The sequence below is a fragment of the Pseudomonas sp. H1_F01 genome (assembly GCF_054681425.1).
In genome coordinates this window covers 3,744,031-3,758,094 of record NZ_CP162823.1, presented here as the reverse complement: position 1 = coordinate 3,758,094, position 14,064 = coordinate 3,744,031, and the positions used below count along the sequence as shown (strand labels likewise).

General features: G+C 62.1%; 6 protein-coding genes. 5 read left to right on the top strand and 1 reads right to left on the bottom strand.

Going from position 1 to position 14,064, the window contains the following annotated elements:
• The first annotated feature begins 39 nt into the window (after positions 1 to 39).
• The 4 genes from gabP to AB4O09_RS17100 all read left to right on the top strand — a co-directional run bounded on the left by gabP (position 40) and on the right by AB4O09_RS17100 (position 6,185).
• Entirely contained in the window at positions 40 to 1,440 is a 1,401-nt protein-coding gene (gene gabP, locus AB4O09_RS17115; protein WP_043042844.1) for a GABA permease, read from the top strand.
• A 308-nt stretch (positions 1,441 to 1,748) separates the two neighbouring features.
• Positions 1,749 to 3,470: a type I secretion system permease/ATPase gene (locus tag AB4O09_RS17110; protein WP_003201392.1), complete on the top strand. Its 1,722-nt coding sequence runs from the start codon at positions 1,749 to 1,751 to the stop codon at positions 3,468 to 3,470.
• Complete coding sequence (locus AB4O09_RS17105) at positions 3,463 to 4,833, top strand: HlyD family type I secretion periplasmic adaptor subunit (RefSeq protein ID WP_003201394.1); 1,371 nt, start codon at positions 3,463 to 3,465, stop codon at positions 4,831 to 4,833. Before AB4O09_RS17110 ends, AB4O09_RS17105 begins: the two co-directional genes overlap by 8 nt.
• Positions 4,834 to 4,835: 2 nt before the next feature.
• Positions 4,836 to 6,185: a TolC family outer membrane protein gene (locus tag AB4O09_RS17100; protein WP_013693241.1), complete on the top strand. Its 1,350-nt coding sequence runs from the start codon at positions 4,836 to 4,838 to the stop codon at positions 6,183 to 6,185.
• A gap of 1,358 nt (positions 6,186 to 7,543) precedes the next feature.
• Here the strand turns inward: AB4O09_RS17100 and AB4O09_RS17095 are convergent.
• Complete coding sequence (locus AB4O09_RS17095; RefSeq protein ID WP_460107241.1) at positions 7,544 to 13,156, bottom strand: putative Ig domain-containing protein; 5,613 nt, start codon at positions 13,154 to 13,156, stop codon at positions 7,544 to 7,546.
• 415 nt (positions 13,157 to 13,571) lie between these two features.
• Between AB4O09_RS17095 and AB4O09_RS17090 the strand changes: the two genes are divergently transcribed.
• A complete protein-coding gene (locus AB4O09_RS17090; RefSeq protein ID WP_013693243.1) occupies positions 13,572 to 14,015 on the top strand; it encodes a CopD family copper resistance protein in 444 nt (147 codons plus the stop codon).
• Positions 14,016 to 14,064 lie beyond the last annotated feature (49 nt).

The following is a 14,064-nucleotide window of genomic DNA, read 5'->3' as shown; positions in this document are numbered from 1 at the left end:
TGCGCGCGTCTCAATGTTCGATCACAAGAGAATAAAAAAATGACCAGCCCCAGCTTCAAGGATTCGAACGGCCATTTGGCACAGGGCTTCAAGCCTCGTCACGTCACCATGCTGTCCATCGCCGGAATCATCGGTGCGGGTCTGTTCGTGGGATCGGGCCATGCCATTGCCGCCGCCGGCCCGGCCGTCATGCTGGCCTACCTGTTTTCCGGGCTGTTGGTGGTCCTGGTCATGCGCATGCTGGGCGAGATGGCGGTCTCCAATCCGGACACCGGCTCCTTCTCCACCTATGCCGACCAGGCCATCGGACGCTGGGCAGGCTTCACCATCGGTTGGCTCTACTGGTGGTTCTGGGTGTTGGTGATTCCCATCGAAGCGTTGGCCGCCGGTCATGTGTTGAACCAGTGGTTTCCCGCCGTCGATGCCTGGTTGTTCGCCTCGGTGTCGATCGTGCTGCTGGCGGTGACGAATCTGTTCAGTGTGTCCAAATACGGCGAGTTCGAGTTCTGGTTTGCCATGGCCAAGGTGGTGGCGATCATCGGCTTCATCTCCCTGGGTTTCGCGGTGCTGATGGGGTGGATTCCCGAGCGCGAAGCCAGCGGCCTGAGTCGCTTGATGGAGGAGCATGGCGGGTTCGCCCCCAACGGTCTGTCGGCGGTGGTGGGCGCGTTCATTACCATCATGTTCAGTTTCATCGGTACGGAGGCGGTGACCATCGCAGCCGCCGAATCCGACAACCCTGCGCAGAACATTGCCAAGGCCACCCGTTCGGTGATCTGGCGCATCGGTGTGTTTTACCTGCTGTCGATCTTCGTGGTCATTTCCGTCGTGCCTTGGAACGATCCACTCCTGGCTTCAGTGGGTTCCTACCAGCGAGCGCTGGAGCTGATGAACATTCCCCACGCCAAATTCCTGGTGGATGTGGTGGTGCTGATCGCCGTGGCCAGTTGCATGAACTCCTCGATCTATATCGCCTCGCGAATGTTGTACTCCCTGGGGCGTCGCGGCGATGCGCCAAAGGCCTTGAAGGTCACGTCTTCGGCCGGTGTCCCAAGGTCTGCGGTGATTGCCAGTACCGTGCTCGGCGCGGGCGTCACCTTGTTCAGTTACTTCATGCCCGCCGGCCTGTTCCAGTTCCTGCTCGCCAGCTCCGGCGCCATCGCGTTGCTGGTGTATCTGGTGATCGCCATCTCGCAGCTGCGCATGCGCCGGATGTTGCGACGGCAGAATATCGAGCTGCCTTTTCGCATGTGGCTGTTCCCCTGGCTGACCTGGTTGGTCATCGTGTTCATCTCGGCGGCGCTGGCGGTCATGATGATCACGCCCGAGCACCGCAGCGAGGTCAGTACCACCCTGGGCCTGGCACTGGTCATTTCCTTTGTCGGCCTGGTGACGTCGCGGCATTCGCCCCAGCCTGAACGGGTCGTTTCCCTCGGCTAGCCGTGCTGTTTTCATCCTGTTGACGCCACGTTACTGGCGTCAACAAAACCGCTTTTTTGGCCCATTCGAGAGGCAATAAGCTTCGTCTCGAAGCGCGGCCCGTCCGCCTGTCACCCACTTGCAAGCACACCCCTGCAAACCGGCACTAACCCGCGGCTGCGTTGTCAGTAATTGGCGCCTGTAGGGATGAGGATCGCCCCTGATAACAGCGCGCCAGCTGGATAGTTTTTTCTCGATCACTCTCGGGAAAAAGAGCCTTGCGATGGATTGCGTCCTGGACCGACCATTTCTCTTGCAGGCGATTTCCCATGGGGTTTCTACTCGATCCGCGTCATGACATTGATGCTGCCTTATTGAGCTACCGCCGGGTGTTCTGGGCGCTGGCATTGTTCAGTGGCGTGATCAATCTGTTGGTGCTGGTGCCGTCGCTCTACATGATGCAGGTCTACGACCGGGTCCTGACCAGCCGCAACGAAACCACCTTGTTCATGCTCACCTTGATGGCCCTGGGACTGTTCATGTTCAGTGCCCTGATCGAGTGGGTCCGTGGCGAGGTGATGATTCGCATGAGCGCAGGGCTGGACGAAGCCCTGGGCGAGCGGATTTTCGACGCCGCTTTTGCCCGCAGCCTGCGCGAGCACAACGCCAACCCGGCGCAGGTGCTCACCGACCTGGCGACGCTACGCCAGTTGATTACCGGGCAGGGCCTGATCGCCTTGCTCGATGCACCCTGGCTGCCGATCTTCCTGCTGGTGGCGTTCATCTTTCACCCCTGGTTCGGCGTGCTGACACTGGTGTTGGCCTTGGTGCTGATCGGCCTGGCGTTGTGGGGAGAACTGGCGACGCGAGCGCGCCTGGGGGAGGCCAATCGGCTGGGGGTGCAGTCGTCGATCTATGTGAACAGCACACTGCACAATGCCGAAGTCATCCAGGCCCTGGGCATGCTCGGGCCGCTGCGTCAGCGCTGGAGCCTGTTGCAGCAACGGATCATTGCCGCCCAGGCCCATGCCAGCGACCGCAGCGCGCGTATCACCTCGACGACCCGTTTCGTGCGTATCTCCGGGCAGTCCCTGGCGTTGGGGCTGGGCGCTTTGCTGGTGCTTGAAGGCCAACTGTCGGCGGGCATGATGATTGCGATGTCGCTGTTGCTGGGGCGAGCCCTGGCGCCCGTGGAAATCGCCATCGGCTCGTGGAAGCAATTCAACGCCGGACGCCAGAGCTACCAGCGCCTGAGCCAATTGCTGGCCCAGCATCCGCGCGAGCGTCTGCGCATGCCGTTGCCGCCACCCACCGGCGCGGTGCGCCTGGAACAGCTGTATGTCGGTCCGCCAGGTGCTTCGCAGCCGATCCTGCGCGGGATCAATTTCAGCCTCGCCAAGGGCGATGTGCTTGCCGTGGTCGGGCCCAGCGCCAGTGGTAAGTCGACACTGGCGCGCGCCTTGGTTGGGGTCTGGCCGGCCATGGGCGGGTCGGTGCGCCTGGACGATGCCGAGATCAGCCAATGGTCCCACGACGCCTTGGGGCCGTACCTTGGATACCTGCCACAGGACATCGAGTTGTTCGATGGCACGGTTGCCGACAACATCGCCCGCTTCGGTGAGCAGGACGCCGACAAGATCATCGCCGCCGGGCGTCATGCCGGCATCCACGAAATGATCCTGCGCTTTCCCAAGGGCTACGACACGCCGTTGGGCCCTGGTGGGCTTGGCTTGTCCGGTGGGCAAAAACAACGCCTGGGCCTGGCTCGCGCGCTCTACGGACGGCCATCGCTGATCGTGCTCGATGAGCCCAACTCCAATCTCGATGACGCCGGTGAGCTGGCGCTGGTGCAGGCTATCAGTGCGCTCAAGGCGGCCGGCAGCACCGTGGTGTTGATTACTCACCGCCCCAGTGTGCTGGCGGTGGTCGATCACATCCTGGTGCTCAAGGACGGTACTCAACAAGCGTTCGGCCCACGGGACCGGGTGCTCAAGGCATTGATGCCGGGGCCCAGGCCGGCCGCGGTCAGGGAGGCGGGCGGCGATGCGTGATCTGACTCCAGGGGCACAAGCGTACAGCGAGCAAGGGTTGAGCGTGCGCAGCACCACGACGCTGCCCAGCGCCAGTACCGACGCCGGAAGCGCGGCTCGTTATGGCGTGGGATTCCTGGTCCTGACGCTGGGCGGTTTCCTGCTCTGGGCCTGCCTGGCGCCGCTCGACCAAGGGGTGGTAGGCAGCGGCACCGTGGTGGTGGCAGGGGAGCGCAAGGCCGTGCAGTCGCTGGTCGGCGGGGTGGTGGAAAAGCTGCTGGTCAGCGATGGCGACCGCGTCACCCAAGGGCAATTGCTCGTGCAGCTCAATACGGTGCAGGCGCAATCGCAACTGGACGTGACCCTGGGCAAGCTCCTCAATGATCGCAGCATCGAGGCGCGCTTGATTGCCGAGCGTCTGGGCAATGCCGAGATCCAATGGCCCGCGGAACTGCTGGCCCACGCCGACGAACCGCGAGTCAAGGCGGCCATGGCCTTGCAGAGCCAGTTGTTCATCACCCGCCGCGCGGAGCTGGGCAGCCGCTTGCAGATCATCGAGCACGAAGCCGCGGCCTTGCAGCAGCAATTGCTTGGCTACGAAGGCGTCAAGCGCAACTACGATGCGCAGATGCGCTTCCAGCAGCAGGAGCTTGAAGGCCTGCGCGATTTGGCCCGGGAAGGCTACGTTCCGCGCAACAAACTCTTCGAGGCCGAGCGCAACGCGGCCCAGTTGGCGGGGCAGATCGCCTCTGGGGTGGGTGATGTCGGCAGGACTCGCCAGGCGATCAATGAAAGCCGGCTCAAGGCCTTGCAGGCGCAGCAGGAGTTCCGCCGTGATGCCGAAACCCAGCTCAGCGAAGTCTCGGCCGAGGCCGCCGGTTATGCCGACCAGATTCGCGCCTTGCAGTTTGAAGTCGACAACGGTGCGATCCGTGCGCCAGTGGCCGGGCAGGTCATGGACGTGAGCATTCATACCGTCGGCGGCGTTGCGCAGGCCGGCCAGACCCTGATGCAGGTCGTGCCGCTGGATGCACCGATGGCGATCACCGCGCGTTTCGAGCCGCTGATGGCCAACAAGCTGCGTCCGGGCCTGCCGGTGCATGTGCATTTCACGGCGCTGCAACGGGTGGATACGCCGACGGTCACCGGCACGGTGACGACGGTGTCGGCGGACCAGTTGATCAATGAGCAGACACATCAACCGTACTTCTCCGCCAAGGTCGAGATTCCCGCCGACACCGTGGTTGCGTTGCAGAGCGCCGGCCTGCTGGTGCGCCCGGGCATGCTCGCCGATGTCACGGTGGTGACGGGCGAGCGCACCTTGATGAATTACCTGATGAAGCCTTTGCGTGAACGCTTGCTTGCAGCCTTCAAGGAGGAATGAGCATGGTCGATCGTTGCCGCTACCGTTTGCGTGTATTGCTGAGCCTGTGTGCGGGTTGGGCGGCGCTCAATCCGGTGTGGGCCGCCGAGGGGGGCCTGAGCCTGACCGCCGCTTATGATGCCTCGCGCCTCAACGATCCGACCGTTCAGTCGGCTGCCCACGCTTTTGAAGCTTCGCGGCATGAAGAGGACATCGGGCGTGGCGGCCTTTACCCGCAAGTGTCGCTGACCTCTCGCTACGGCTACGGCGGGCGGACCGACGGCGGTGACGACAGCACCTACGTCAACAGCAATGATTACCAGGCGAACAACGTGACCCTGGCGGCGCAACAGCCGCTCTACGACAAGGCACGCTGGGCGGCCTATCAGGAGGGCAAGGCGCGCGGTCAACTGGGCACCCAGGTGTTCGATGTGGCCGGCCAGACCCTGTATGACCGGGTGGCGAAGGGGTATTTCGACGTCGCCCGGGCCGAGAACGAGATCAAGCTGATCGTCCAGCAGAAGAGCGCGATCCAAGGCTTGGTCGTTCAAAGTAAAAAGCTTTATGAAGGCGGCCAAGGTGCGATCACCGATATCGACGAAGCCCAGGCACGGCTCGATCTGGTGCAAGCCCAAGAGGCTGAAGCCCAGGCGCGCCGCGTGGCGGCGTTGCGGGCCTTGTCCGGGCGCGCCAGCGTGCCCATCGATGATATTCAGCCGATGCGCGAAGAATTGGCCGCCGGTAGCCCGATCCCGCCTGAGCAGGACTTGCCGTACTGGACGGCGATTGCCCGTGAAGCCAGCCCCGAGCTGGCCGCTCGGCTGGCGGCGGTGAAAGTGGCCGAGGCCCAGGCCGACAGCCAGCGTGCCGGGCATTATCCAACCTTGTCGCTGACCACCCAGTTGACCCGCCGGGAAACCCGTCAATACCAGGAACTCGACCCGCGCCAGGACACCTATTACGTGGGGGTGCAATTGGATATTCCGTTGTATCGCGGCGGGGCGGTACGGGCCTCGGTGGCCAAGGCCGAAGCGCAACTGGCCGGCGCCCAGTCCGACTACGACGTGCAACGCCAGCAACTGGCCGAAGATATCGAGACCGATTACCTGGGCGTCGTGGCCGGGTTTGCCAAGAGCAAGGCGATGCAGCGGGCGGTGGAGTCCAATCAGCGTGCGCTGACCTCGACGGAAAAAGGCTTCCAGGGCGGCGTGCGTTCCACGGTGGATATTCTTGACGCCCAGCAGCGGCTGTTCCAGGCCCGCCGAGACCTGCTTAATACCAAGCTCGACATGCTGCAAAGCTATGTGAGCCTGCACACCCACACCGGCCAGATGAACCGCGCGGTACTGGAGCAGGTGCAGAGTTTGTTCTAGACAATCCAGGGTTCAAGTTTGCAACTTATCCCTGTGTGCGGGCTTGCTTGCGATAGCAGTGTGTCAGTCTGCCTTGATGTTGGATGTGCCGCCGTCATCGCGAGCAAGCTTTGCTCCCACAGTTTGGATCGGTGCCAGCCTGCGATTTCCCTGCCAACAAAAATCCCAGTGGGAGCAAAGCTTGCTCGCGATAGCGGTGGGTCAGTCTGCCTTGATGTTGGATGTGCCGCCGTCATCGCGAGCAAGCTTTGCTCCCACGGTTTGGATCGGTGCCAGCCTGCGATTTCCCTGCCAACAAAAATCCCCAGTGGGAGCAAAGCTTGCTCGCGATAGCGGTGTGTCAGTCTGCCTTGATGTTGGATGTCCGCCGTCATCGCGAGCAAGCTTTGCTCCCACAATTTGGATCGGTGCCAGCCTGCGATTTCCCTGCCAACAAAAATCCCCAGTGGGAGCAAAGCTTGCTCGCGATAGCAGCGTGTCAGTCTGCCTTGATGTTGGATGTGCCGCCGTCATCGCGAGCAAGCTTTGCTCCCACGGTTTGGATCGGTGCCAGCCTGCGATTTCCCTGCCAACAAAAATCCCCAGTGGGAGCAAAGCTTGCTCGCGATAGCAGCGTGTCAGTCTGCCTTGATGTTGGATGTGCCGCCGTCATCGCGAGCAAGCTTTGCTCCCACGGTTTGGATCGGTGCCAGCCTGCGATTTCCCTGCCAACAAAAATCCCCTGTGGGAGCAAAGCTTGCTCGCGATAGCGGTGTGTCAGTCTGCCTTGATGTTGGATGTCCGCCGTCATCGCAAGCAAGCTTTGCTCCCACAGTTTGGATCGGTGCCAGCCTGCGATTTCCCTGCCAACAAAAATCCCCAGTGGGAGCAAAGCTTGCTCGCGATAGCGGTGTGTCAGTCTGCCTTGATGTTGGATGTGCCGCCGTCATCGCGAGCAAGCTTTGCTCCCACAGTTTGGATCGGTGCCAGCCTGCGATTTCACTGCCAACAAAAATCCCCAGTGAGAGCAAAGCTTGCTCGCGATAGCAGCGTGTCAGTCTGCCTTGATGTTGGATGTGCCGCCGTCATCGCAAGCAAGCTTTGCTCCCACAGTTTGGATCGGTGCCAGCCTGCGATTTCCCTGCCAACAAAAATCCCCAGTGAGAGCAAAGCTTGCTCGCGATAGCAGCGTGTCAGTCTGCCTTGATGTTGGATGTGCCGCCGTCATCGCAAGCAAGCTTTGCTCCCACAGTTTGGATCGGTGCCAGCCTGCGATTTCCCTGCCAACAAAAATCCCCTGTGGGAGCAAAGCTTGCTCGCGATAGCGGTGGGTCGGTCAGCATCCATGCTGTATTGCGGCAAGCCTGCTCAGGGGGCAATCAGGCGGTGAAGTCGCTGGCGTGCAGCTCCTTGACGCCGACCAGTTCGAATTCGAACTCGGGGGTGGCGTCGGCGTTGGTGCTGCCGGAGAGGATGCCATCGGCGAAGCGCAGCTGGCCGGTGGCATTGGTGGGATCGAAGGCGTTGCTGCCGATGAACGTGAAGGCATCGACTGTGGCGGTCAGCGGGTTGGCGTCCAGGCCGGTGAGGTCCAACTTGTCGAACTCCGCGCTCTTGAAGCCGTTGATCACATCGCGCAGGGCTCCGACGCCCATGTCCGACAGCGCACCAAACGCGTAGGTGTCCGCACCCGTGCCTCCGGTGAGGTTGTCGGTGCCTGCGCCGCCGATCAACCGGTCATCGCCCGAACCACCCACCAGCGTATCGTTGCCGGCCCCTCCGTCGAGGACGTTCGCCGCGCTGTTGCCCGACAGTGTGTCGGCGTAGGCGCTTCCCTTCAGGTTCTCGATGAATTTCAAAGTGTCGAGCCCAGACCCCACGGTGTTCTGTTGCGCCGACGTCGAGAGGTTGACGGTCACGCTGGACAGCGCGCGTTCAAAGCTCGCCGTGTCAATGCCATCGCGTCCATCCAGTACATTGTTGCCGGCCCCGGCGAACAGCGTATTGTCCAGCGCGTTGCCGGTGCCATTGGCGGCGCCGGTGCTATCGACATACAGGTTCTCGACGTTGTTGCCCAAGGTATAGGCCGCGAGGCTGCTGTGCACGCTGTCGATCCCACCGCTCACGGTATTGCTGTTGGTCTCGATCACGCTGTCATCGGCGTTGTCGACAAAGTAGCTGTCGTTGCCATCGCCACCGCTCATGCTGTCGGCCCCTGCGGCGCCGTCCAGCACGTTATTGGCGGCGTTGCCGGTGATGAAATTGCGCCGTTCATTGCCGGTGCCGTCGATGTCCGACACACCGGTGAGCACCAGGTTTTCCAGATTGGCGCCCAGGGTCCAACTGACCGAGGCTTGCACTGTGTCGATCTGCGAGAGCGAGGTGTTGGTTTCCACCACGCTGTCGAAGGCATTGTCGACCACGTAGATGTCGTTGCCGTCGCCGCCGGTGAGGGTGTCGGCGCCCAGGTCGCCGTTCAGCGTGTCGTTGCCCGAACTGCCCACCAGAGTGTCGTCCTGGTCGGTACCGGAGATCATCCCACCCTGGTTCTGGGCGTTGTCGAAGATGTCCTGCACGCTGTTGTTGTCGTTGGGATCGCCTTGGAAGCCCAGGTCATCGGCAATGTAGTCCGCCAGGCGTTGGCCGACGATTTCCGCCGACTCCTCGTGCAGGTGCCAGACGTCATCGGGGTACACCAGCGGGTCGACTTCGTAGCGCAAGGGCAGGTCGGTGTAGTCCACCGCCAGCTTGACGTCGGCGCGCTCGGCGGCGATGGCCTCCTGGGCGGCGCGCACATAACCGACGCCCTCGACGATGGAAGCGATCTTCTCTTCCGAATAACCCCGGGCTCGGGCCGCATCCTCCTCGTAGTGACCGGTTTCCATCAGGTACACGCTGAAGTTGCCGAATTGGGCGTGCAAGTAGTCGAACACCTTCAGGGTCGCGGCCTTGTAGGCCGCTGCTGCCGCTGCCTTGTCGGTGGCGCGGGCGATTTCCTGGGCGGCTTCCTCGCCCTGGCCCCATATGATGCCCATGGTGACGTTATCGATCGCCTGCAGTTCGGTGCGTTGGTCGCGCAGCAACGTCACCGCCCGCAACAGTGCTGGCCCGGGTTGGTTGGTGTCGGTCAGCCACCAGCACAACTGGAGCTCCTCGGGGCTGAGTGTGGACAGGCCGTTGACCGTGCTGCCGCCCACCGCGATGTCGATGCCATTGCCGTCGGCATCGGTGAACTGGCTGCGCACGTCATAGGTGGTGTAGCGGTTCAGGTCATTGACCAGCATCGAGGTGCCGGACTGGTTGTCGTCCTCGGTCATGCGCAGCAGGCGGGCATTGGATTGGCCGAGGGTCGGCAGGTAGAGAATGTCCTGCTGGGCGCGCTCGCCGAAGACGAAGTCGCTGGCGGTGAGGGTGTTGAGGTAGTTGCCGTTGAGGGCGATCTCGAAGCGATTGCCGTCGGCATCGGCTTCGGCGGACTTGATGTAGGTCTTGTCGCCAGCCGCGTTCAGGGTCATGTACAGCGTGCCGTTGCTGCCATCACCGAGGCCGAGAAAGCCCAGCCCCGAGACATCGATCTTGTCGACGCCGACGGTGAAGTCATAAATCGTATCAGTGGCCGTGACGCCCCCGGTGTCGTAGTCGCGGTAGCTGTCGGAAAGGTTGCTGTAGCGGAAGGTGTCGGCACCGTCACCGCCGTACAGCGAATCGCGTCCGGCACCACCGTCGACGATGTCCGCGCCGGTGCCGGCCTTGATCGTGTCGTTGCCGCCCAGGCCAAGGATCAGGTCCGCGCCGGTCGTGCCGTTGAGGGTTTCGGCATTGTTGGTACCAGTGATGGTGTTGGCGGGCGCATCGGCCACCACCAGGGCGAAGTTGTCACTGACCGAGGCGCCCGAGGGGTCGGTGGCCTTGACCAGCACGTCGTAGTTGCCTGCCGCAGTGCTGGTCGGGGTACCGCTGAAGGTCAGGCTGGTGGCATTGAAACTCAGCCAGGCGGGCAGGGCGTTGCCGTTGGCGAGGGTCGCGGTGTAGGTCAGCACATCCTGGTTGGCGTCGGTGAAACTGTTGCTGGCCACGGTGTAACTGAACGGCGTGCTTTCACTGGCGTTCTGGTCCAGCAGTGGGGTAGCGACGACCGGCGCCACGTTGGTGGGGTTGGTCTGGTCGGCGAAGACAAAGTGACTGGCCGTCAGGCTGCTGAGGAAGTTGCCTGCCATCGAGACCTCAAACCGGTTGCCGTTGGCATCGACCGTCAGGTCCTTGAGGTAGGTGCGGTTGGTCGACGAACTGTAAGTGACTTGCAGGGTGCCGTTGAGCCCGTTGCCCAGGCCGGTATAGCCAAGCGCCGAGACATCGATCTTGTCCGCAGTCAGGTCGAAGTCGAGAATCTGGTCACTGGCGCTGGTGGAACTGGTGCGGTAGCTGTCGAGTTTCGAGGTGTAGCGGAATACATCGGCCCCCGTGCCGCCGGTGAGCTTGTCGACCCCGGTGCCGCCGACCAGGATGTCGTTGCCGGCGCCGCCATTGAGGGTGTCGTTGCCCGCGCCACCGAACAATTGCTCATTGGCTGCGGTGCCGGTCAGCGTGTCGTTGTTCGGCGTGCCATTGATCACAATGGCGGTGGGAACGTCCTGCACGGCGAGGGTAAAGCTGTCGCTGACGGTGGCGTTGCTGCCGTCGCTCGCGGTGACCTGGATGGCGTAGGTGCCCGACGCAGTGTCGGGTGGCGTGCCGCTGAAGGTGCGGGTGGCGGCATCGAAGACCAGCCAGCTGGGCAGGGCGCTGCCATTGGCGAGTTTGGCGGTGTAGCTCAGGCTGTCGTTGTCCGGATCGGTGAAACTGGTGGCCGGCACCACGTAGCTGAACGGGGTGTTTTCGGTCGCGTTCTGGTCCAGCAGCGGCGTCGCCAGTACCGGCGCCTGGTTGGTCGGCGAGGTGGTGGCAAAGACAAAGTTGGCGCTGGTCAGGGTGTTGAGGTAATTGCCATCCAGCGCCACTTCGAAGCGGTTGCCATTGGCATCGGCCTCCAGGGACTTGATGTAGGTCTTGGTGCCGGCACTGTTGAGCACCAGGTACACGGTGTTGTTCTTGCCGTCCCCCAGGCCGGTGAAGCCCATGGCGGAGAGGTCGATCTTGTCGGCGCTGATGTCGAAGTCGGTGATCAGGTCGCCGAGGTTGGCGCCGCCGGTGTTGTAGTTGCGGTAGCTGTCCAGGCGGTTGGAGAACACGAAGGTGTCCGCCCCGGCGCCACCAGTGAGGGTGTCCATGCCAGCATCGCCGTCGAGCTTGTCGTCGCCGGCGCCACCACTGAGGCTGTCGTTGCCCGCGAGGCCGAGCAGGGTATCGGCCGCATCGCTACCCAGCAGTGAGTCGCTACCGCTGGTGCCGGTGATCACCCGGTTGAAGATAAAGTTGCTGGCGGTCAGGGTACTGGCCAGGTTGCCCGAGAGGATCAGCTCGAAGCGATTGCCGCTGGCATCGGCGTCGAAGTCCTTGATGTAGGTGCGGTTGTTGCTGGCGCTGTAGCTGACCTGCAGGGTGCCGCCACGGCCATTGCCCAGGCCGGTGAAACCGAGGCCGGCGAGGTCGATCTTGTCCTGGGTGACGTCGAAGTCGGTGATGGTGTCATCGAAGCTGGTGGTCGCGTTGCGGTAACTGTCCGACTGAGCGACGAACCGGAACGTATCGGCACCGGTACCCCCGGTGAGTTTGTCGATGCCGGCGCCACCGACGAGGATGTCGCTACCGGCCGCGCCATTGATCGTATCGTTGCCTGCGCCGCCGTAGAAAATCTCGTTGGCGGCGCTGCCGAGCAGGGTGTCGTTGCCCGCCGTACCTTGCACGGTGGTCATGGGCACCGTGGCACTGACGTAGCTGCCGTCGCCATAGACCAGCGTGGCGCCCTTGCTGGTATGGCTGATGGTGTTGGCGATGATGGCGTTGCGGTCGGTGCCGTCTTCGTTGCGCTCTGCCACGCCATAGGTCGACAGGTCGCTGCCGCTGATGATGTTGCCCTGGATGGTGTTATCGCTGCCGTTGAAGTACTTGCCGGACACGCCCAGGGTGTCGTCATAGGACTGGATGATGATTTCCGGTACGGCGCCGCCCAGGGAATTGTTGTTGAGGGTGTTGTCGATGATTTCGACGTGGTTGCTGCCGTAGATGCGGATCCCGGCGCTGCTGTTGTCGTGGATGTCGACGCCGGTGACGGTCACTTCGCTGGAGAGCTTGATCAGCACCCCTTCGGCGCCGTTGCCATACACCTCGCCGCCGGTGATGGTGATGTTGTTGGGCGAGGGGATGTCCTCGCTGCCGCGCTGGATCACGATGCCATTGCCGCCGTTGTCGTAGGCGACGTTATTGGTCATGGTGAAATCGTGGGTGCTGGTGACGACGTTGAAACCGTGGCGGTCGTTGTCGTAGGCGACGTTGTTTTCGAAGGTGCTGTCGCTGAGGAAGTCGGCGACAAAACCGTCCAGGCCGTTGCCGTGGGACACGCTGTTCTTGATGACCATGTTGACGGTTTGCTCGTGGGGGTCGAAACCGTACCCGGAGCAATCCTTGATCTCGACGCTGTCGAGGGTGACGTTGGAGTCGTAGCCTTCTTCGCCGGGAATGTAGCCGTTGAACCAGCCGTCGACCTTGCCGGTGGTGCTGTCGCGGTTGCCGTCGATGGTGAGGTTGCTGACGCCGAAGTCGTGGGTTTCCTCGCCGTAGGCCGAGCGAATGATGCCGGTGATCTTGGTGTCGGAGCCATCGACCAGCTTGACCGTGGTCTCGCCCATGCCGTCGCCGTACAGGTAGACATTGCTCTTGAGCATCAGGCAGCCATCGGAAGGTTCCTCTCCCCCCGAAACGATGTAGGTGCCGGTCGGCATGTACACCTGCCCACCGCCGGCCGCGGCCGCCGCATCAATCGCACTTTGGATGGCTGCCGTGTCGTCGGTGATGCCATCTCCTTTGGCGCCAAAATTTTGTACGTTGAAAATCATGAGCTTATCTCCGTATCAGGCTTAAACCTCGGTAGACGTCAACATTCCATCGACGACCTTCGTGTTATGACCCAGCGGAGCGCAAAAGTTGTGACCGCATATCGGGGAAAGTGTCAAAAAGCCGGACTAACTGATCAGCGGTTGTGTGGAGATTGCGCAGGAGTAACGTTCTGTTGACGCTTTCTCAACGCCGACGATGCCCTTTCTTGTGGGAGCGAGCTTGCTCGCGATAGCGGTGCGCCAGTCAACCTCGATGCAACTGATCCGACGCTTTCGCGAGCAAGCTCGCTCCCACAGGGTTTGGTGGTGTGGCAGGCATTGCGCTTTCCTTGATTGGCATCAACCCCACTTTCGGGATGGCGCGATAACCTCGAATAAACCATCGCCCCGCTGAAGAGGGCGACCGAGGAAGCTCATGATTTATCCGCTGTTTCTGACCTTGCACCTGTTTGCCGCGCTGGTTTTCATCGGCACGGTTTTCTTCGAAGTCCTGTTCCTGGAGAGCATTCGCAAGCAACTGCCCACCAAGGTCATGGTGCTGCTGGAGCAAGGCATCAGCCAACGCGCCCGGCAGTTGATGCCGTGGGTGCTTCTGGTGCTGTTCGGCGCGGGCATTGGTATGGTCTGGCTGCGCTATTGGCCGTTGCTCTCGTCGCCGTTGCAGTCATCCTTCGGTTTGCTGCTGGGGCTCAAGATCCTGTTGGCGGGCAGTGTGCTGGGCCATTTCCTCTGGGCCATGTGGCTGTTCAGGAGCGGACGCATGAACGCCCGCTACGTGCACATCATCCATACCAGCGTGTTCGTGCATATGGTCGCGATCGTGCTGCTGGCCAAGGCCATGTTCTACCTCACCTGGTAAGCGCTGGCGCGTGGTTCCAAGGCGCTTGATACAGGTCAAGGTGGCCCGG